General features: G+C 68.8%; 18 protein-coding genes. 7 read left to right on the forward strand and 11 right to left on the reverse strand.

What is annotated here, in order from left to right; all coding sequences use genetic code 11:
• Positions 1-293 precede the first annotated feature (293 nt).
• Together ACWCP6_RS19980 and ACWCP6_RS19985 are read left to right on the forward strand one after the other, a co-directional pair.
• Positions 294-1,499 carry an NAD(P)/FAD-dependent oxidoreductase gene (locus tag ACWCP6_RS19980; RefSeq protein WP_450933784.1) on the forward strand — a complete coding sequence of 402 codons (1,206 nt, stop codon included), beginning with the start codon at positions 294-296 and terminating at the stop codon, positions 1,497-1,499.
• Positions 1,496-2,416 carry an RNA polymerase sigma-70 factor gene (locus tag ACWCP6_RS19985; protein ID WP_450933785.1) on the forward strand — a complete coding sequence of 307 codons (921 nt, stop codon included), beginning with the start codon at positions 1,496-1,498 and terminating at the stop codon, positions 2,414-2,416. Before ACWCP6_RS19980 ends, ACWCP6_RS19985 begins: the two co-directional genes overlap by 4 nt.
• 213 nt (positions 2,417-2,629) lie before the next feature.
• Here the strand turns inward: ACWCP6_RS19985 and ACWCP6_RS19990 are convergent, their stop codons facing one another.
• The 3 genes from ACWCP6_RS19990 to ACWCP6_RS20000 all read right to left on the reverse strand — a co-directional run bounded on the left by ACWCP6_RS19990 (position 2,630) and on the right by ACWCP6_RS20000 (position 4,487).
• The gene (locus ACWCP6_RS19990; RefSeq protein WP_450933786.1) at positions 2,630-3,679 is read right to left on the reverse strand and encodes a PP2C family protein-serine/threonine phosphatase; all 1,050 of its coding nucleotides are present in this window, start codon (positions 3,677-3,679) and stop codon (positions 2,630-2,632) included.
• A gap of 278 nt (positions 3,680-3,957) precedes the next feature.
• Positions 3,958-4,158, reverse strand: a complete 201-nt coding sequence (locus ACWCP6_RS19995) for a hypothetical protein (RefSeq protein WP_450933787.1) — start codon at positions 4,156-4,158, stop codon at positions 3,958-3,960.
• 179 nt (positions 4,159-4,337) lie between these two features.
• Complete coding sequence (locus ACWCP6_RS20000; protein WP_450933788.1) at positions 4,338-4,487, reverse strand: hypothetical protein; 150 nt, start codon at positions 4,485-4,487, stop codon at positions 4,338-4,340.
• 258 nt (positions 4,488-4,745) lie between these two features.
• Between ACWCP6_RS20000 and ACWCP6_RS20005 the strand changes: the two genes are divergently transcribed.
• Positions 4,746-5,660, forward strand: a complete 915-nt coding sequence (locus ACWCP6_RS20005) for a ketopantoate reductase family protein (RefSeq protein WP_450933789.1) — start codon at positions 4,746-4,748, stop codon at positions 5,658-5,660.
• Between the two features lie 251 nt (positions 5,661-5,911).
• On the opposite strand, the gene ACWCP6_RS20010 is transcribed toward ACWCP6_RS20005, so the two are convergent.
• The 5 genes from ACWCP6_RS20010 to ACWCP6_RS20030 all read right to left on the reverse strand — a co-directional run bounded on the left by ACWCP6_RS20010 (position 5,912) and on the right by ACWCP6_RS20030 (position 10,331).
• Positions 5,912-6,943, reverse strand: coding sequence for an alpha/beta hydrolase (locus ACWCP6_RS20010; protein WP_450933790.1), 1,032 nt, complete (start codon positions 6,941-6,943; stop codon positions 5,912-5,914).
• Positions 6,944-7,048: 105 nt separating this feature from the next.
• Entirely contained in the window at positions 7,049-7,441 is a 393-nt protein-coding gene (locus tag ACWCP6_RS20015; RefSeq protein WP_450933791.1) for a nuclear transport factor 2 family protein, read from the reverse strand.
• Positions 7,442-7,952: 511 nt separating this feature from the next.
• Positions 7,953-8,768 (reverse strand): L,D-transpeptidase, encoded by an 816-nt coding sequence (locus ACWCP6_RS20020; RefSeq protein ID WP_450933792.1) that lies wholly within the window; start codon positions 8,766-8,768, stop codon positions 7,953-7,955.
• Between the two features lie 685 nt (positions 8,769-9,453).
• Positions 9,454-9,618 carry a hypothetical protein gene (locus tag ACWCP6_RS20025; RefSeq protein ID WP_450933793.1) on the reverse strand — a complete coding sequence of 55 codons (165 nt, stop codon included), beginning with the start codon at positions 9,616-9,618 and terminating at the stop codon, positions 9,454-9,456.
• A 98-nt stretch (positions 9,619-9,716) separates the two neighbouring features.
• Complete coding sequence (locus tag ACWCP6_RS20030; RefSeq protein WP_450933794.1) at positions 9,717-10,331, reverse strand: nucleotide-binding protein; 615 nt, start codon at positions 10,329-10,331, stop codon at positions 9,717-9,719.
• Positions 10,332-10,639: 308 nt separating this feature from the next.
• On the opposite strand from ACWCP6_RS20030, the gene ACWCP6_RS20035 reads away from it, so the two are divergent.
• Positions 10,640-10,978, forward strand: coding sequence for a VOC family protein (locus tag ACWCP6_RS20035; protein ID WP_450933795.1), 339 nt, complete (start codon positions 10,640-10,642; stop codon positions 10,976-10,978).
• Positions 10,979-11,201: 223 nt separating this feature from the next.
• Here ACWCP6_RS20035 and ACWCP6_RS20040 read toward each other — a convergent pair whose 3' ends face one another.
• Both ACWCP6_RS20040 and ACWCP6_RS20045 read right to left on the reverse strand, forming a co-directional pair.
• Entirely contained in the window at positions 11,202-11,945 is a 744-nt protein-coding gene (locus ACWCP6_RS20040; protein WP_450933796.1) for a PIG-L deacetylase family protein, read from the reverse strand.
• 461 nt (positions 11,946-12,406) lie between these two features.
• A complete protein-coding gene (locus ACWCP6_RS20045; RefSeq protein ID WP_450933797.1) occupies positions 12,407-14,056 on the reverse strand; it encodes an allantoin permease in 1,650 nt (549 codons plus the stop codon).
• A gap of 710 nt (positions 14,057-14,766) precedes the next feature.
• Here ACWCP6_RS20045 and mdlC point away from each other — a divergent pair.
• Positions 14,767-16,359 carry a benzoylformate decarboxylase gene (gene mdlC, locus ACWCP6_RS20050; protein WP_450933798.1) on the forward strand — a complete coding sequence of 531 codons (1,593 nt, stop codon included), beginning with the start codon at positions 14,767-14,769 and terminating at the stop codon, positions 16,357-16,359.
• A 72-nt stretch (positions 16,360-16,431) separates the two neighbouring features.
• On the opposite strand, the gene ACWCP6_RS20055 is transcribed toward mdlC, so the two are convergent.
• Positions 16,432-17,640 (reverse strand): phospholipase D-like domain-containing protein, encoded by a 1,209-nt coding sequence (locus ACWCP6_RS20055; protein ID WP_450933799.1) that lies wholly within the window; start codon positions 17,638-17,640, stop codon positions 16,432-16,434.
• A 321-nt stretch (positions 17,641-17,961) separates the two neighbouring features.
• Here ACWCP6_RS20055 and ACWCP6_RS20060 point away from each other — a divergent pair, with 321 nt between their 5' ends.
• Together ACWCP6_RS20060 and ACWCP6_RS20065 are read left to right on the forward strand one after the other, a co-directional pair.
• Positions 17,962-18,117 (forward strand): hypothetical protein, encoded by a 156-nt coding sequence (locus ACWCP6_RS20060; RefSeq protein WP_450933800.1) that lies wholly within the window; start codon positions 17,962-17,964, stop codon positions 18,115-18,117.
• A gap of 97 nt (positions 18,118-18,214) precedes the next feature.
• A complete protein-coding gene (locus ACWCP6_RS20065; RefSeq protein ID WP_450933885.1) occupies positions 18,215-19,690 on the forward strand; it encodes a bifunctional aminoglycoside phosphotransferase/ATP-binding protein in 1,476 nt (491 codons plus the stop codon).
• Positions 19,691-19,803 lie beyond the last annotated feature (113 nt).

The raw sequence follows: 19,803 nt of genomic DNA on the forward strand, positions 1-19,803 counted from the left end.
CCGGTGAACTGCTTCCTCTGAGTTACAAGGACGCCGCCGACGAGGCACGAGTGACGTTCCGCACCTTGTCCTGACCATCGTCTCCTCGACCGGAGATTTCCTGCCGGCCCGCGCTCCGAGGGGCACCGGCAGTCGTCGCGGCTGCGGAGTCATGGCGATGTCGCGGACCCCTTCGATTGCCTTCCGCCGGGCCCAGATTCGGTCTGTGTCGCGCATCACATCGCACTCATGTCACGGACGGGCTGTCCGCTTCCATTGGTGGTCGTCAGCAGCGAGTGGAGGAGGACGGAACGATGAGCGCACAGCAGGAGACCGGCATGACGGCCACGCACCGTGTGGTGATTCTGGGGGCTGGGTACGCGGGCATGTCCGCGGCCGTCCAGCTCGCGGCCCGGGTCCAGCGGCGCGGCGGCGTGCAGGTAACCGTGGTCAATGCGCAGGAGCGGTTCAGCGAGCGAATGCGACTGCACATGACGGCGACTGGCCAGCGGCTCGTCGAGCTGAGCATCCCGGAGATGCTGGAGGGCACGGGGGCGCAGTTCGTGCGTGGCTGGGTGACGGCGGTGGACGCGGAAGCGAAGACCGTGCGGATCGACGACGACCGGGTCCTGCACTACGACACGTTGGTGTACGGGTTGGGCAGTGCGGCCGACACGTCGGGGGTGCCGGGGGCCGAGGATCACGCGTACACCCTGAGCGGCGCCCAGGACGCCGAGTTGCTGGCCGACCGGCTTGGGCGGCTCGGCGGCGGCACGGTGGTGGTCGCAGGCAGCGGGCTGACCGGTATCGAGTCTGCTGCGGAGATCGCCGAGCGGTACCCGGAGTTGAACGTCGTGCTGCTGGGCCGAGCCGAGCCCGGTGCGGCCATGAACCCGAAGGCCAAGGCATACGTGCACGCCGCGCTCGACCGGCTGGGCGTCCAGGTGCGCGTCGGCGTCGAGGTGGTGAAGGTGCTGCCGGACGCGGTCGAACTGGCAGGCGGCGAGAGCATCGCCGCAGACGCGGTCCTGTGGACGAGCGGTACGCGGATGTCGCCGCTGGCGGCCGCCGCCGGGCTGACCGTCGACGAGCGCGGACGCATCGTCACCGACGCCGCGCTGCGGTCGGTTTCCCACCCCGACATGTACGCGATCGGCGACGCGGCTGCGATCCGCCAGGGCTACGGCGTCATGCACGGCACCTGCCAGGGCGGCATGCCGACCGGCGTGCACGCCGCACTTTCGATCGACCGTGTGCTCAAGGGCAAGCAACCGAAGCCGTTCCGCTTCGGTTACTACCACACGCCGGTGAGCTTGGGACGCGACGACGCGGTGGTGCAGTTCACACGACCCGACGACAGCCCACGCAGGATCTGCCTGACGGGCCGTGTGGCGGTCCGGTACAAGGAGACGGTGACCGCCTCGCCCTGGCCGACCTATGGCCGTATGAAGAAGATGCCCGCTTCGGGCGCGTTCTGGCCGCGCGGGGGACGCTTCACCCGCGTCGGGGAGGCTCGGTGACCCACTTGTCCGCCCGCCCCGACCAGCGGGTCTTCCATGAGCACCGCAACCTGCTGTTCTCCGTGGCCTACCGCTTTCTCGGCAGCGCGGCCGATGCCGAGGACGCCGTCCAGGATGCCTGGATCAAGTGGTCGGCCGCGGACCGCTCGCAGGTGGCCGAACCCAAGGCGTACCTGACGCGCATCGTCTCGAACCTGGCGCTGGAACGGCTGCGCTCCACCCGGCACAAGCGGGAGACGTATGTAGGACCGTGGCTGCCGGAGCCCATCCTCACCGGCGGGGACGCGTCCGAAGCCGTCCTGGACGCCGAGTCGGTGTCGATGGCCATGCTGGTGGTGCTGGAGACGCTCAGCCCGCTCGAGCGCGCGGTGTTCGTGCTGAAGGAGGTCTTCGACTTCAGCCATGCCGAGATCGCGGAGGCGGTGGAGCGCTCCGAAGCCGCGGTGCGGCAGGCCGCGCACCGAGCCCGCGAGCACGTGCGCGACCGGCGGCCGCGCTTCGTCGCCGACCGGTCGCGGCAGCGCGAGGCCACCGAGCGGTTCTTCGCCGCCGCGACCGGCGGGGACGTCAACGCGCTGATGGAGTTGCTGTCCCCGGACGTCACCCTGTGGACCGACGGCGGCGGCAAGGTCCGCCAGGCCCTCCGTCCGGTGGTGGGCGCGGCCACGGTGGCCGCCTGGTTCGCGGCCATCGGCACCGTCACCTACCAGGGCGTCGAGCCCGCCGACATGAAGGCCGAACTCGTCGAGATCAACGGCGGCCCGGGCATCGTGTTCAGCGGGCCGGGACGCGTGATCGCCACCGTCACCTTCGACTTCGACGCCGACGGCCGCATCACCGCCATCCACAACATGGCCAACCCGGACAAACTCCGGGCCGTCGCGGACGGCACCGCTTACGACGTCGGGACGCAGTGAGGTTGCATCGGTGCTGATGTCATGCGGCCGGCCTGCGCGGAGTACGGCCGGTGGGGCGTCGGCCGAAGGGCCGTCCGGGGCCCCGCCGACGACGACCGAACAGACCGTGGTCGAGATGCCATCAGGTCTGCAACGCCGCTTGGCGGAGCCCTTCGCCCGGTGCCGCGCAAACGGTCGCGGTGGCGCGGGCCTTCCTGCCCCGGTTCCGCACGCTCAGCCCAGCCTGTCGATGAGGATCACCGCCACGTCGTCCGCCAGATGGCCCTCGGTGTGGCGGATCAATGCCTGGTGGAGGTGTTCCAGGAATTCCTGGGGAGCGTGGGTGTGCGCCGCCTGCATGGCCTCGGGCAGGGCGAAGAAGTCGTTGTCACGGTTGCGGGCCTCGATCACACCGTCGGTGTACAGCAGCAGACGGTCACCGGGCGCGAAGGGACAGCTCTCCGGCTTGACCATCCCGTGGGTGATGAAGTCCTCCAGGCCGAGGGGCGGCAGCGGCGAGGCCGGCATCAGGGCTTGCACCTCGCCCTTGTGCAGGAGCAGGGGTGGCGGATGCCCACGGTTGACCAGGCGCACAACGGGTTCGTCCGGCGGCACCTCGGCCATGAGCGCTGTGGTGAATCCCTCCATCAGGGCTTCCTGGCCGAACGCGCCCGGCACAGCAGCCTCCCGATGCAGCGCGGCCGCGCAGTGGTTCATGACCTCCACCAGGTCGGGTTCGTAGTGCGCGGCCTCCCGAAAGGCGCCCAGCACCACAGCGACCGCCCGCACCGCGTTCAGCCCCTTGCCGCGGACGTCCCCCACGATCAGCCGCACGCCGTACCGCGTCTGAACGGCTTCGTAGAGGTCGCCACCGATCTGTGCGCCCGTCTCAGCCGCAAGGGACAGGCTGGCCGCATGCACCGGGCCCAGTCGTGCGGGGACAGGCCGCAGGATGACTTCCTGTGCCGCCACGGCGATCCGGCGCACCTGATCGAGTTCTCTGCGCCTGCGTGTGGCAATGGCGCTGCTGGTCATGACACTGGCCACGGACACCAGGACGATGGCCAGAAGGTTGGTGTAGACCTGTTGGCTGCCCCATGCCTGGTTGTAGGTGGCGGTGGTCACCTGGACGGCCAGGGCGAAGAGCGCTGCCGAGAGGGTGCCTATGGGGCCCATGGTCACCGCGGCCAATGCCGGCGTCGCGGTGAGAATGGGGCCGGTGTACAGAAAGTGTGCGGGCGAGAGCTCGATCCCCACGACGAGCAGCGCGAGGATGAACGGCAAACTCTGCGCGAGTGCAAAGAGGAGCCATCTGTGACCGCCCGCTCCTCGCCAAGGGGACGGGCGGAAGAGCGACCGCATGGGTACAGCGTGCCTTGTTGACGTGCGCCGCTCCACTCGTCGCTCCCGTGACTTCCCGAGCGTGACGCAAGCCGCCCCGGTCGGGGAAATTCGGATCAGCGACGATTCCCTCTCCAGACGCCCCGGGACGTCCGCGCCGCCCGTCCCACCTGTCCCGCCCGTCCCCCGCCGCCCTCCAGAGGGGACATGGGAAAGCGGTCTCACAGGGGATGCCGGCGCCCCGACCAGGCCTTGATCACGTGGCTGATGTCGAACATGAGGCGGTCGACGTTCGCGGCGAGGGTGCTGTCGGCGCCGACGACGGTCTCGACTCCGCCGGGCAGCAGATCGGGCGGCCGGGAGCGGTGCCGCAGGCTGTGCGCAGCAGTGGGTGCAGCAATGGGCCACTCCGAGCACGACACACGCCCGGCAGGCGGCCACGGTGTGCTTGTCAGTGTCGGGGGCAGGTTCGTCCGAGTCGACGTAAGGCCGAGCGGGGGACGCATGCAGACCGACTCCAAGATCCACGACTGGCGGATTGAACCCCAGGAGTACGCGAGGCAGGAGGTGAGGCGCGGCAGGCGGCACGCGTATGGGCGCCTCACCCGGCGCGCACCGCGCTGATCGTGATCGACATGGTGTCCTTCCGCGAGTCCTCGGCCCGGGACGCGGCGACCAGAGGCCTGCGCGTGCTGATGGTTGCGACGCGAACGCGGCCCGGCGCGATCAGGACCACAACGCCGTACCGCACACGATCCACCGTTCATTCGGCGACGTGCGCACCACGGACGAGGTGCTGGGCTTGATCGGACGGCGGCCGAACCGACAACGGCCGGCCGGCCCCGTCCCCTCGCCCGCACGCGAGAACGAGAGGGACAACAAGGGTGAGCCCACAGCGTGTTCGCACTTGGGTATCTGCACCAAGTCACACGTATGACGCGCAACTCTGCGAAGATCGTCTTGAAGGCGGCCACCGATCACCGGGGCCGACCGACGAGAGGACAACGTAATGACGAACAAGCCGACTGTGGCCATCTTGGGTCCCGGCGGCATCGGCGGTCTGCTGGCCGCCCTGCTGTCCCGCTCCGGCCACCGCGTCATCTGCCTGGCCCGCGAAGCTACGGCACACACCCTGGGCAGCAGCGGGATCGAGGTCCACAGCCGCCAGTTCGGCGACTTCGGAGCCACCGTGGAAGCGGACACCGAACTGCGCGAGCCGGTCGACGCGTGCCTGATCACCGTCAAGCACACCACTCTGGATGCCGCGCTCGACCGCGTCACGCCCGCGGCCCTCGGCGACGCCCTCATCGTGCCGCTGCTGAACGGCGTCGAACACCCCGCGACCCTCCGCGCTCGCTACCAGCCCGACCGCGTGGCGCCCGGAGTGATCCGTGTGGAGTCCACCCGCCTTGGTCCCGACGCGACCGGGCCCGTCGTGATCGAGCATGGCAGCCCGTTCGTCGAGATCGACCTGGCAGCCGGCACGGCCCCCCGCCCACGCCTCGAAGCCCTGGCGGACGCCCTTTCCGCCGCCGGCGCGACGGCTCGCGTGGTGAAGGACGAGACAGCGGCCCTCTGGGCGAAGATGGCCTTCCTCGCTCCCTTCGCGCTGCTCACCACTCGGTACGGCCTTCCCCTCGGCGAGGCCCGCACCCGCCACCGTGAGGAGTTGGAGAGCCTGGTCGCCGAGACCACCGCGGTCAGCGGTGCCTGCGGCGCCTTCGTCGATCCGCCCCAGGCCCTGGCCCGGTACGACGCCTTCCCGGCCGCCGCCAAGTCCTCCATGCAGCGCGACGCGGAAGCCGGCCGGCCTCTCGAACTCGATGCCATCGGCGGCGCGTTGCTGCGCGCGGCCGACCGGCACGGCGTACCTGTGCCGGTGACGGCACGCCTGGTACGGGAGTTGCGAGCCGCCGGCCACTAGGGTCCGTCTTCCGAACGGATCCTGCTCACGGCAGGAACGACGCGAGGCTGACCGCCACTTCGTACGAGGTGGCGGTCTTGTCGTACGTCGAGTGGGGCGAGGAGTTGCCCCGGGCGTGTTCAGGCATCCTCATCAGAGGGTGTCGTCGAGCCAGTCGTAGATCCGGGCCAGGGAGAGGCGCATGGCGCCGGGGTGGCAGTGGGCACCGGCGCCTTCCTCGGCGGTGAACACCATCAGGGTCCTGGGGCAGGTCAGGTGGTCGTGGAGCTGCTGGGGCTGGCCCTTGAAGAACTCGTCCTCGGCGGCGTCGCACACGAGCGTGGGGCACTGGATCTGCTCGGCGATGCCGCCTTGGAGGGTGTAGTCGAGGTAGGAGGCGCTGAAGGCCCGGGGGTGTCCACGCCCATCACGTACATGCCGTGGTTCATCGCCCATCGGGCGGTCGCGTCCTGAGCCATGATCTGCTCGAAGCGGGCGTCGAGTTCCGGGTTGGAGTCCGCGCGCAGGAGCCGTTCGGCTTTGCCACGGTCGCCGGGAATGTTGCGGGTGGCTGTCTGGCCGAGGTCGTAGACGCCGTCGACGGCTATCAGTGCGGCGAGGCGGTGTTCGAAGGCAGCTGCCCTGGGGGCGAGCACGCCACCCATGCTGGAACCGAGCAGCGCGATACGGCTGTTGTCGACTTCCAGGAGGGTTTCGGCGAAGTCCACGACGGGGGTGATGACGTTCTCCCAGTCCGGGCGGAAGACCAGTCCCTCGTTGTGCCGCGGCCCGGGCTGTCCGGGGCCGTCGAAGGTCAGCACGGTGTAGCCGCGTTCGAGGGCCGCCAGCGCGCCGCTGAAGTGGAGTTCCTCGGCGGTGCCGTCGAAGCCGCTGTGCATGATCAGGGTCGGGCGAGGTGTGCCGGTGGTGTCGGCCCGGTAGAGGTAGCCGGGCAGAGTCGTGTCCTCATACGGGATGCGGACCGGTTCGATGCGGGGCGTGTACAGGGCGGCCGCGGCCTGGAAGCAGGCGACGCTGCGGTCGTAGGCGTGGTCGTGGCGGGGGTCGCAGGGGTGGCCGTGCAGGAAGAACTCTGCCGAGCGGTAGTAGTTCGAGGCTCGCAGGAACCCGTCGCGGGCGCTGACGGTGTGTCCGGCGTCCAGGGCCTTCTGGGCCTCGGCGGCCACACGGTCGGCGGTGGCGAGCCACTCCTCGTGCCAGCTGTCGTAGTCGCCTTCGATGATGCGCTCACCTGTGGCGACCACCTCGCCGAAGTCGGCGCCGCCGTAGGCGATGTGGCTCATCGAGCGCAGGGGTCTCGTACCAGAACTGGGGGTTGTCGGGGAACAGCAGTTGCTTCATCACGGACTCCTTGGCGGCCATGAGGGAACGGGTCGGCGGTGTGGGGCTCAGCGGGCGCTGCCGAGGTTGCGGTCGTCGTCGGCACCTTCGAGCATGAGGGTCGTCTCCTCGAGCCGGCGGAAGCGTCCGTCGGGGGCGAACTCGGCGAAGACGTAGACCTCCATGCGGACCGTGGTGCCGTCGGTCTTCGTGGCGTCGACGGTGTGGCGGTCTGCGTAGAGGTTGCCGTCGAACAGTTCGTCGTGGACCTCGACCTTGCCGTCGGCGACCACCTTGCGGAGGTGGCCGATGTGGGAGAGGAACTCCGCGCGGTCCGCCCAGCTTCCGTCGGTGCGCTGGCGGTAGTCGGGGGCGAAGTGACGGTCGGCGGCCTCGTCCAGATCGAGCCCGGGGGTGAAGAGGAGGTCGGTGAGAGCGGTGCGGATGTCGGTGCGGTTCAAGGTGACTCCTTCGATCGGAGGGGCAGCGCCCCGCCGTGTGTAATGCGTGCGCGGCGCACACGTATGACTGTAGCGCATAAGCGTGCGCAGCGCACGCGCATGTGTGGGGCCCGCGCCGCAGACCCTGAACCGAGCACCCCAAAATCATTTCGACAGGAGCTCCCAGTCCTCAGGGGCGTGGTGTGGAGCTCCCGATTCCGCCTTCACCGCCGGCCGACCGAGCGGTTCCGCGCAAGCCCTGCGGTCCTGACCGGAGATGCTGCGCGCGGGCCCAACGGGCGGATACGGGCGAACTCCTTGCCTGCGTCGGTGCCCTGGTCGCCAACGGCGCCGAATTCGCGGAACCTTGGACCGATCCGATCCGCATGCCCGCACCACGCGGCCGGTGCGGCATCAGCGGTTGCCGGCAATCGGCCGGCGGTCATAGCACACGGAGTCCGGATCCGCGCTCGCGGCCTGCCGGCCCTTGATCTCCACACGCGCGCCGGGCTTGATGGCGTCGTACACCCACTTACCGCCCTCGGGCGCGAGGGCGAACACAGCCGTGGGTGACGTTGCTGTGCCCGGCCTCGGTATCCGCTCGCCTGTTCTGGTGCACGTACGTCCCCGACGCCGTCAGGTGCACGGCCCAGTAGTAGTCGCCGGCGTATTCGGTACCGAGGTCCACGGTTCGGGAGTCCATGTACACCTTGCGCTGTTTGTCCTTGACGACCATCGTCCCGTTCCAGGTATCCGTCCCCGGAGCCCCGGTGGTGACTGGGATGCTCTTCGTCGTCCCGCCGGTGCGGACGGTCATCCGGTGCGCCTTCGCGTCGACCGTGGCGACCAGCGACCTGCCGATCGTGAAGTGGCTTGCGCCGTGCGAGCCGAGGTGCAGCGTGACCTTGGTGCCGGGCCGCCAGTAGGGGGTCCTGGGGCGGAAGTCGACACGCTCCCCGTAGGGGCGGCTGTTGTCCTCCACCCAGCTCCACGCACCGGTCGTGTCGGACGCGGTCTGCACTCGCAGCCAGCCTTCCACGGCCTTGCGCTCGGCAGCGGGGACCGGCCGCGGAAAGGTGACGGATATCGGCATGCCCACACCGACCGTCTGCCCGTCGGATATGTTCACCCTCGCCTGCGCGAGCGCGGCGGGCTCCGGCACCGACGCAGTCGGACGCGCTGACGTCTTCCCCGCGCCGTCGTTGTCCCCGCCCGCAGCCTTCGCGGCCGCTGCGGCCGAGCCCCGGGCATCCGGTGCGCCGCCGGCCACCCGGACACCGTAACCCGCGTCCGTCGAGCAGCCGACGGCCGAGAACAGGGCGACACCGGCCACGACAGCGGCGCCCACACGGCCAGCGGTCCGACCGGCCGAAGGGTCCACGCACATGAAATCCCCAAGTGAAGTGCGGTTATCGCCTCCTATACGCACGGGCACCGGGCCAGGTTGCATCGGCCTGGAACCTTATGACCGGGCAGCCGCATCCCGGCGATGCACACTGTGCTCGCACATCCCCTGTCCCCGCTGGCGGCCACGCCGTGCCCTTTGGAGGTGAACCATGACGCCTCCACGAACAGACCGCCCAGGCCGAGCACCCGCTCCAGCGCGCCACCCCGCACACAGATCAGCCCCTACGACCTGTTGGATTTGCATCGAGTTCCGCGAACGCCCGTTGCTCAGCGGTGAGAGCGCCTGGTTCCACGAGAGAGTGATGTCGCTGAGCTTCGAGAACATCTCGATGCCTGCGGAACGGGTACGCCCGGGACGCGCCGCAGCCCCGACCTGGGGCGCGAGAGGGTCAGCGCTGGGACACCAAGGTCCCTTCGAGCGTCCCGGCCGGGTAGCCTCTGGCCTTCAGCCCGACCTCCACCGCGGCGTTCTGGTGATTCGTCCAGATGGCAGTCGGTGGGGATTAAATGCGTGTCCGGCCGCAGTGGTTGCAGCCCTCCGGGGTGTGTCCGGTCCACGGCCAGGACTGCACGTAGGCGATGAGGTCGTGGGAGGCGTCCGCGCGGCGGCGACCCGTACGCAGCCGCTACGGCTCCGGATGTCGGGCGCCGCTGATGGATCGTGGCACCTTTGCGGCTGTGTCGGCCAGGGCGCGTAGGACCGTCGTGCCGGCGAGCACCAGCACGGACAGCGGTGGACCGACCCAGCGCGTCAGATTGCGCTCCAGGCCGGGGTCCACTTCGATGGTCACGCGAACGTACCTGCCGTGCAGCGTCGTGACGTGGGAAGACCGAGCAGCGGTGTCCCCTGTACGGTCCAACGCCGCGCGGTATCTGTCCTTCCGTTCCTTCATCGCTCTTCCTGACGCTTGATGAGTTCATCGGCGAGGTCCATGTACGCCGAGCCTTTGGCCCGAACCGGACTTCCGAACGACTGGGCGTACAGCTCAAGCCGCGCAATCTGGGTGCCCAGCACGACGAAACCCCACTCGGTGAGCGCCTCACGAGCGTCGGCGTCGGGGCCGGTGCGCGTGGCGTCGGGACGATTGGTCCGATTCAGCAGGACCGCGGCGCGTGCAGGCTCGGCGCGGAGGGTCTGCACGTCGTCCATCTCGGAGCGGATGGGTGCCATCCGGTCCAGTTCAATGGGAGCGGGCGTCACCGGGACGATCCACTCGCTCGCGTACCTCATGATGCTGCGGGCGATGCGAGGATGGTCCTCCAACTGTGGCGCATCGAGTACCACGGCCTGTCGACTGCCAAGGAAGTCGTTCACGCGGCGGTGCACGTCGCCCACTGGCAGGGCGATGACCGGAAACGGAAAACCGTCGGCCAATTCGCTCCAGCGCAGCGCGGAGGAGGCCGGGTCACCGTCGACCAACAGCGGCGAACAACCCGACTCATGAAGCGCGTGGGCCAGCCATACAGCACTGGTCGTCTTGCCGACCCCGGGCTTGAGATTCACAAAGGCACAGCTCAGAGGCACAGCACCCGACCATAAAGGGCTTGATCCACTATTAGGGTCAGGCGCGAGCGTAGAGCTTTGACGTTCACTCACAAGCACTCAGAAACCGTGCCTCTGGTCGGTCCACGCTTGCCGCAGGGGATCGGACACTCACATTCCCCACACCAGGGTCCACCGTCCTTGGCCCGAAAACCTCGCCCTGGACGCATTTCGTCGTCACCGCCCCCGCAGAAAGCGCCTACCCATCAGTGGCCTGAGCTGGACAGACGCTCGGCTGGGAAGGGCAGACGGGCGCTAAGGTGTGTGGCATGACGCTGGAAGCGAAGATGATCACCGTCGACTGTGCCGATCCCCGCAGACTCGCTGCGTGGTGGGCCGAGGCCCTGGACACGGAGATCGCTCAGGACTTCGGCGGTGAGTTCGTCATCGTGCGAGGGAAGCCGCTGGTACTCGGCTTCCAACAAGTGCCGGAGCCCAGGCGGGTGAAGAACCGGGTCCATATCGACTTCCATGCCGAAGACCGACATGCCGAAGTGGACCGACTGGTCGGGCTGGGAGCCACTGCGGTCGGGGAACGGTCCGCAGGTCCGCTGACCTGGACCGTTATGCAGGACCCGGAAGGCAACGAGTTCTGCATCGCGGGCTGATGCCCCCGGTCCCCTCCCACGGTTGGAAGGTTGCGTCTCGCCGCTCCGGACCCAGCCCGCGCTGCCTCAGGAACGGCGAGCATCAGTCGCACTGCCGCTGCAGGCTGCAGCGGTGCGACCGCACCCCGCTCTACGTGGCCCAGGCCGCGCGACCGACGTGGACCGAAGACGAAATCCTCGAACGCCTCGCCGGCCATCAGAACGGAATTCCTGGCTCAGGAAGCTAGCGGCTGAAGAGCTCGAATGTGACAGCGGGCTTTCCGCCGAAGGCCTCCGCGTTGCACCCGACGGCCTGGGTCATGAAGCCCCGGACGTACGTCTCCGGGTCCTCGTCGGTCAACGCCTCGATGTATGAACGGTGTTCGAGAAGTGATCGCACCGACCGCTCCAGGCCCGGCTCCGCGTCCACCGCGTGCGTGGGGCTGCCGGATCCGGCGACGGCGACCCAGCGCACCCCGTTCCATGGCTCCAGGCCCTGCTCGACCAGCTCCGGGAAGATCCAGCGGTTGCCGGCATCGGCCGCTGCGTCCAGGGTGGCGCGGCCTACGGCAACGTGGTCCGGGGTGTTCCAGGCACCGACGCCCCAGGTGTCCCGATGGTTGAGGGTGATCACCAACTCGGGCCGGTGTCGGCGGATGGCGGCGGCGATATCACGGCGAAGAGCGATGCCGTACTCGATGACGCCGTCCTTGTGGCCGAGAAATTCCACGACGGTCACTCCCACTACGGCTGCGCTCGCCCGCTGTTCCCGTTCCCGTAGCGGACCGCACTGCGCGGGCTCCAGTGTGTTGATACCCGCCTCGCCCTGGGTGGCCAGGACGTACGCGACCTCGCGGCCGGCGTCGGTCCAGGCGGCGATCGCCGCCGAACACCCGTACTCCAGGTCGTCCGGGTGTGCCACGACAGCGAGGGCGCGCTGCCAATCGTCCGGCATGGGCTGGAGCTGTGTGACCTCTGGCTCGGACATGTTCACAGACCTTCCCTTCCCAAAAGGGCCTCGCTGAGCCGGGGCCATTGAGCGATTCAAGCGTGCCCTCGACGGTGGCGTGAAGGAGGTTCGGTCTGTATGTCGTCCGCGTCTTCCATGCTTCACGGGACGGTCTGGACCAGGTGCGCGGAGAATCGGGTGCTGTGCACCTGCCTGCGCCTACCCGACGCCGACGCCGGCCCGCATTCGCTACCGCAGTACGAGGCAGCCGCTTGGCGAACGGCGCGGGACAGCCCACCCGTCCCCTGCATGGTCCGTGATCGCGCCCGACTGAACCCCTACGGCCACAGCTACATCACTATGGGCGCCGCGGACATTCTGCGGCGCCCGGCCGGCGAAATCCTCCTGCTGCAAGTACAGGAACGGCAGCGGCTCTCAGGCGCATGACGAGGGCGGAGCCCGAAGGCCCCGCCCTGCGGCCATGGGAAGCGGCGGGGCAGCTACGTGGTGGCCGGCAGCACGTGTCCGCCGGTCTTGTCGGTGCTGAGGCAGAGCGAGCAGACGATCGCGTCGTGGGTGACGCAGGCAGTCAGGTCCGGGCGCTCGTACGGCTGGTGGCATACATGACAGTCCAGGGTGACGGCGCTCGGGTTGCCGTCCGCGTCCAGCAGGGGCTCGGTGATGCCGTCGTCGGTGCGGCGGAGGTAGTACCTGCCCTTGGTGACGATGGCCATCAGGGGGGTGAGGGCGAGGGCGATCACGGCTGCGGCGACGGGAGAATACGGCTGGAGGGTGTTGCCGAGCAGTTGGAAGTACATGGCGATCGACAGGCCGGACGCGGCGACGAAGGCCACGACGCCGACCGGGTTGACCGCGTGGAGCATGCCGCGGCGGAACTCCGGTCGACGCGGGGACAGTTTGAGAACGTACTTGTTGACGCCGATGTCCGTGGCGACGGTGACCACCCAGGCGATCGCACAGTTCGAGTAGAAGCCCAGGATGCTGTTGAGGAAGCTGAACATGTCGGCTTCCATCAGGGCCAGCGCGAAGCCCAGGTTGACCAGGACGAAGACCAGGCGGCCGGGGTAGGTCCTGGTGACTCGAGTGAAGGAGTTCGTCCACGCCAGTGAACCGGAGTACGCGTTCGTCACGTTGATTTTGATCTGGCTGATGACCACCAGGGCCACGGCCAACGGGATGACCATCCATGTGGGCATCATCGCGTCGAAGGCGCCGCGGAACTGCTGGATCGGTTCGGGCGCGGCTGTCGGACCGACCCTGGCGAGGATGTAGACGGCGAGAAAGACGCCGATGGCCTGCTTGAGCGCGCCGAGCACCACCCAACCGGGGCCGGCCATGACCACTGCGGTCCACCAAGTGCGCTTGTTCGCTTCGGTCTTGGGCGGCATGAAACGCAGGTAGTCGATCTGCTCTCCGATCTGCGCGATGAGGGAGAGACAGACGCCCGCGCCGAGCAGGACCGAGGCGGTGTTGACGCCGCCGTCCCCGTCCGTGCCGGTGTAGGCGAGGAACCGGTCGACCGTGCCAGGGTCGGTGGCGATCAAGTAGACCAGGGGGCCCACCATCAGCAGCAGCCACACCGGAGTCGTCCATACCTGGAGCGTGCTGAGCGCCTTCATCCCGTAGATCACCAACGGGATGACCATCAGTGTGGAGACCAGGTAGCCCAGCCACAACGGCAGTCCGAAGCCAAGCTTGAGGCCCTGGGCCATGATCGAGCCTTCGAGCGCGAAGAAGATGAAGGTGAAGCTGGCGAAGATGACGCTGGTGATGACCGAGCCGTAGTAGCCGAAGCCGGAGCCGCGGGTGATCAGGTCGAGGTCGATGTTGTAGCGGGCACCGTAGTACGCCAGCGGGAAGCCGGTGAGGAAGATGACGACGGCAGCCACCGCGATGGCCACGAGCGCGTTGCCGGTGCCATGCGCCAGACCGATGCCGGCTCCGATGGAGAAGTCTGCCATGTAGGCGATGCCACCGAGCGCGGTCGTCGCCACCACCATGGGGGTCCAGCGGCGATAACTGCGCGGGGCGAAGCGGAGGGTGTAGTCCTCCAGCGTCTCCTTGATCGCCTGGTCCTCCGTGGCCCTCGTCGTTTCCGCCGGTATCAGCGGTGACTCGGTGGTACTCATGGCGCGCCTCCCGATGGTGCTGGTGCGGAGCTTCGGTGTGGAATGTTCCCCGCTTGGCGTCATCGGCAGGACGGGGGAGCCGACGTACCGTCATGAGCCGCGTGCGGCCCTGCATACGGCTCTGATCCCACGGTCGGTCATGCTAGAAATCGGTTGTTACCGTCGGTCCCCGATGTTGTGAACGCGCCGTTTCCGAGGCCCCCCTGCTGCCGTCTTGCCTTGGGCGGCCGACCGACACCACTGCCTCGATGCCTGCCGTCGCGTGCAGGGTGGGGTGCATGCAGTTCGCGGCGGTGCGGAGGTGGACCGAGCCTGGGCACCCGGGCGCACTCCCCCAGTTGTCGCAGCCCGCCGACCGGCAGGAGTGCGGAGGGAGCATCCTCCTGCCTGGTCCAGCAGATCACCGCGCCGGGCCACGCCCGGGGTGTGAAGGGGCACGTACTCACGGGCGGGAACCCGGCCAGGGCAGTTCGGCGCGGCCCTCGTTCCACGAGGTGGCCTCCGGAGTCCTTCCGTGGCACCTGGCGCAGCTTGTGCCCGTGCCCTGCTTCGTGCGCCCGGCTTGATTGCCCAGTAAACGAACCAGGCGTGTGCCCTCCTGCAGCCGGACTTCGTGTGGCGCCCTTCATCCGTGGTGCTCATGCTGGTGCGGGGGACGCGAGAGAGGGTCTTCCATGGCTCCTGTGGATGTCCGCACTGATGGGCCGACCGTGGCCGAAGCAGTCTTCGGGGTGCTGCGTGACTTTGATGTCACGCGAGTGTTCGGAAACCCGGGCTCCACCGAGATGCACATGTACCTGCACTGGCCGGACGACCTGGAGTACGTCCTGGCCCTGCAGGAGGGCAGCGCGGTGGCGATGGCCGACGGCCTCGCGCAGCGCACCGGACGCGCCGGGGTTGCCATCGTGCACTCGGCAGCCGGTGTCGGCAACGCCCTGGGCAGCGTGATCGCCGCGTGGCGCAACCAGAGCCCGCTGGTCCTGCTGGCCGGGCAGCAGACCCGGGCCATGCTGCCCACTGAGCCCTATCTGTCCGCCATCGAAGCCGACCAGTTCCCCCGGCCCTACGTGAAGTGGGCGCTCCAGCCCGCGCGCGCGGCCGACGTCCCCGGGGCGATCGCCCGCGCACTGCTCACCGCGCTCACTCCGCCCTGCGGGCCCGTGTTCGTGTCCATCCCGGAGGACGACTGGGCCCAGCCCGCAGTGCCGGTCCCGCCGCGCGCTGTCGTCCCGACGCTGGGCGCCGACACCGCCGCCATTGCCCGCTTCAGCGGCATCCTCGCCGATGCGAAGAATCCTGCCCTGGTGCTCGGCCCCGCCGTCGACGGCGACGGTGCCGCAGCCGACGCCGTGTTGCTGGCCGAGCGCCTTGGCGCCGCGGTCTACGGTGCCCCCTGGTGCTCCCGGGCGGGCTTCCCCGAGCAGCACCCGCTGTTCCAGGGGTATCTCACCGCCACCCGCGAGGAAGTGACCAAGCGGCTCAACGGCCACGATGTCGTCCTGGTCATCGGTGCCCAGGTCTTCACCTACCACGTCCACACCGAGGGCCCCTTCCTGCCCGACGGCACACGGTGCCTGCATCTGACCGACAACCCCATGCACGCGTTTTCCGCCCCGGTCGGGGAGAGCCTGATCTGTTCGGCCCGCTCCGGCATCCGCGCGCTGCTCGCACAACTGCCGGACCAGAGCGCACACCGCACCCCTCCCACCGCGCCATCCCGCCCCCGGCCCGCGCCGCTGACCGCGCCGCTCCAGGCGTCCGCGGTCCTGCATCTGCTGCACACCCTGATGCCGTCCGCCACGCCGGTGTTCGAGGAGGCCCCCTCCTACCGCGAAGAGATCCGCTCCCATTTCCCGATGGAGGCAGGTCAGTTCCACAACGCCTTCAGCGGGGGCCTGGGCTGGGCCCTGCCCGCATCCGTCGGAGCAGCCCTGGCCGACCCCGACCGCCGCACCCTGTGCCTCATCGGCGACGGCTCCCTGATGTACTCCGTCCAGGCCCTGTGGACCGCGGCCAGGCACCGGCTTCCCCTCACCGTCCTCGTCCTGGACAACAGCGAGTACGGCGCGATGAAGGAGTTCACCACCCTCTACGGCATCGACGCCTTCCCCCCGCCGATCCAGTCCGCCCTCGATCTGCCCGGTCTCGACATCGTGGCCGTCGCCACCGGACTCGGCATCACCGCCACCCGCGCCGACGACCCCGATCGTCTCGCCGACACTCTCAGCGCAGCCCTCACCAGCCCCGGCCCCACCCTTGTCGACGTCCCTGTGCAGGCCCTGCGAGGCACCGGCCCGCTGTGACTCCCGACCCGCACCGGGTTGAGGGGTCAAGAACAGCTCGGCCCGCCCTGGTCCGCGACGAGGCCATTGTGATCAGAGGAAGCGCCGGATCACTGTGACGGAGGCTTCCTTGGCTCGTTGGAAGGCCGCACGTCTCTTCCAGCGAGCCAGATCCACGGCCACACTGCGCTCCAGGTCCGCTTCGTAGTCGCGGTCGAGTACAGCGGTGAACTCCTCGTCGAGGACGGCGAGCATGACCTCTTCGTCGTGGTCCATGGAGCGGCGGTTGAAGTTGGTGGACCCGACCAGCGCGGCAACCGAGTCCACTGTGATGATCTTCGCGTGCATCATGGTCGGCTGGAACTGGCGGATGTGCACGCCGGCTTCCAGGAGACGCGTGTAGTGGTGCTGGCCGGCCAACTGACAGGCGCGCTGGTCGGTGTGGGGGCCGGGGAGCAGGATCTCCACGCGCACACCGCGACGAGCTGTCCGGCACAGCAGGTCGATGAAGTAGGGGTCCGGCGCGAAGTAGGCGGTGGCCAGCCGGAATCGCTCCTCGGCGGAGTCGAGCATGACCCGGATGAGGGTCTGCATGTCCTGCCAGCCGATGCTGGCCGAGCCGCGGACGACCTGGACGACCGAGGAGCCGATCTGGTCGTGTTCGACGAAACGGTCACGGTCGTCGAAGAGTTCGTCGTGGCACTCGGCCCAGTTCTGCGCGAAGGCGGCTGCAATCCCGTCCACGGCCGGTCCACGCACCTGTACATGGGTGTCGCGCCACTCACCCGGATTGCGGGCGTCCCCGCACCATTCCTCCGCAATCCCGACTCCCCCGGTGAATGCCGTCTTCTCGTCCACGATGAGGGCCTTGCGGTGGCAGCGGTGATTCTGCTTGAACGGCGACAGTCGGACGGGCTTGCGGAACCAAGCCACCTCCACGCCGGCGGCATCCATCAGGTCCAGCAGCCGCTCTTCGATCTCCTTGGCTCCGAAGCCGTCGAGCAGCAGCCGCACCCGTACTCCCTCGCGGGCACGGTCGGCGAGGGCGACGGCGAAGTCACGGGCAATCTGACCACGCCAGTACACGAACGTCATCATGTCGATCGTGTGCTGCGCCGAACGAATCGCCCCGAGCATCGCCGGGAAGATCTCCTCACCGTTGCGCAGGGGAACGAGCTCGTTCCCCTCGGTCGCAGCCACACCGATCAGCCGTTCCAGGCGGCGGCGCAGGCGCTGCTTGCGGGCATCGACGTCGGAACCCGTCCGACGAGCGAAGGCTACCGGTATCTCGTCAAGACTCACGACTGATCTCCATTTGTACGGTGAACACAGGTCATGGCCGGATGCCCGACGACCTAGGCAGCACATGCCCCACAACCGCCGCATCATCCGCGCCGTCGGCCTTGAATCCCCGCCGCTGTCGTGGGCGGACTCGTGAGCGAAATATGTCGTTGCCGGTGACGAGGCGTGCCCCTGCCCGGACAGGGCGTGCCCCGCGTACCAGCCGGGAAGTCGTCAGGGTCCCTCTCCTCCGGACTCCACGCCCCGAGCCCAGCCCGGCACCGCCCCCGCATGCACCACGGGAAGGTTTGGGGTACTCCTCGAAATAGAGGGCCGCGAGGCGTGCGCACCCCGTGGGGGCAGGTGGACCTGTTCGCCCTCGTTCCAGCTTCCTACGAGACGGAGGCCATGGCCGTGGAGCCAGTCGTCACCGCGGGCCTCGACGGCTCGCCCGACACCCGGTGCCCCGTCACCGTGGTCCCCCATGGCTGTGCCTGAGGACGCCGCGGAGCCGATGGTGCCGCTGCATCAGTCCGACGCATCCGTGCTCCGGTCCGGCACAGGACTCGGCACTGCGCCGCTCCCCCGCGCAGAGGTGTGCGAGACCCACACCGCAGTCCTGTTCTTCGTCGGTGACCGCGCCTACAAGCTCAAAAAGCCGGTCGACCTGGGGTTCCTGAACTACGCCACAGTGACGGCCCGCCGAGCCGCCTGCGAGCGGGAAATAGCTCTCAACCGCCGTTTCTCCCCCGACGTCTACCTGGGCCTGGGTGAGTTCCGCGGCCCGGGCAGGGACGACGCCGAGCCGCTCGTCGTGATGCGCCGTATGCCGGCGGACCGACGCCTCTCCCGGCTGGTGCGAGAAGGCGCAGCGGTTGAGGATGTCCTGCGGTCCGTCGCTCGGCAGCTCGCCACCTGCCACGCGAGCGCGCCCCGCAGCGGGGAAGTCGATCAGCAGGGCACGCGGGACGCGCTGTCGTCGCGCTGGGAAGCCAGCTTCGCAGCGGTCCGCGCCTTGACCGAGGACGGCTTCGTACCCGACGGCCTGGAAGAGGTCGAGCGACTGGTGCGCCGCTACCTGTCCGGCCGCAAGCAGCTGTTCGACACCCGCATCCGGCAGGGGCGCGTGGTCGACGGCCACGGCGACCTGCTGGCCGACGACATCTTCTGCCTCGACGACGGAGCCCGTGTCCTGGACTGCCTGGAGTTCGACGACCGTCTCCGCCATGTCGACGGCTTGGACGACGCGGCGTTCCTCGCCATGGACCTGGAGCAGCTCGGCGCTCCGGAGGCCGCGGCCTACTTCCTCGCCCAGTACAGCGAGTACTCCGGCGACTGCGCGCCGCCGTCCCTGTGGCACCACTACGTCGCCTACCGGGCGTTCGTCCGCGCCAAGGTCTCCCTGATACAGGCACACCAGGGTGCACCCGACGCGAAGGCGGCGTCACGGCGCCTGGTCACGACGGCACTGCGCCACCTTCGTAGCTCCGCTGTCGGCCTGACGCTCGTCGGTGGGCTGCCCGGCAGCGGGAAATCCACCCTCTCCGGTGCGCTGGCCGATCGCCTCGGCATCACACTGCTCAGCAGCGACCGGCTCCGCAAGGAGCTGGCCGGCATGCCGGCAGAGGAGTCCGCGGCGGCCGCCTACGGTGAAGGCCTGTACACAGCCGAGTGGACCGCCAGGACCTACGCGGCGCTGCTCGACCGCGCATCCACCCTGCTGTCCTCCGGCGAGTCCGTCGTCCTGGACGCCACCTGGTCCGATGCGCGTCAGCGCGAAGCGGCCCTGAACATGGCGGAGGACGTCAGCGCCGACCTGATCGCCCTGCACTGCCGGGTTCCGGGCAGTGTCTCGGCAGCCCGCCTGCACTCCCGCGCACCCGGAGCATCGGATGCCGACGTCGCCGTGGCCACCGCGATCGCAGCACAAGAACCGCCGTGGGCAGAGGCCATCGCCATCGACACCAGCGGCCCCCTGGAAGCAGCGGTGGTCCAGGCACTGGCCGCCATACGCCCTTGGGGCACAGGCCAGGCCCCCGTCTACCGCCGTCCCTTCACGGAGTCGGACTGAGAAGACACGCAACGATCGTCGGGCCACTCATTCCTCGAGCACACGAACATCGGCCACCACATGGACCTCGAAGGGGCCCGACGACGGTTCACGCACCCGGCATCGACGACGAA

This window comes from Streptomyces sp. NPDC002004 (assembly GCF_053593975.1).

Bases quoted from the DNA above. Each gene is read 5' to 3' on its own strand.
- ACWCP6_RS19980 (WP_450933784.1), top strand. From the start codon at position 294: ATGAGCGCACAGCAGGAGACCGGCATGACGGCCACGCACCGTGTGGTG.
- ACWCP6_RS20005 (WP_450933789.1), top strand. From the start codon at position 4,746: ATGACGAACAAGCCGACTGTGGCCATCTTGGGTCCCGGCGGCATCGGC.
- ACWCP6_RS20010 (WP_450933790.1), bottom strand. From the start codon at position 6,943: ATGAGCCACATCGCCTACGGCGGCGCCGACTTCGGCGAGGTGGTCGCC.
- ACWCP6_RS20035 (WP_450933795.1), top strand. From the start codon at position 10,640: ATGACGCTGGAAGCGAAGATGATCACCGTCGACTGTGCCGATCCCCGC.
- ACWCP6_RS20040 (WP_450933796.1), bottom strand. From the start codon at position 11,945: ATGTCCGAGCCAGAGGTCACACAGCTCCAGCCCATGCCGGACGATTGG.
- ACWCP6_RS20045 (WP_450933797.1), bottom strand. From the start codon at position 14,056: ATGAGTACCACCGAGTCACCGCTGATACCGGCGGAAACGACGAGGGCC.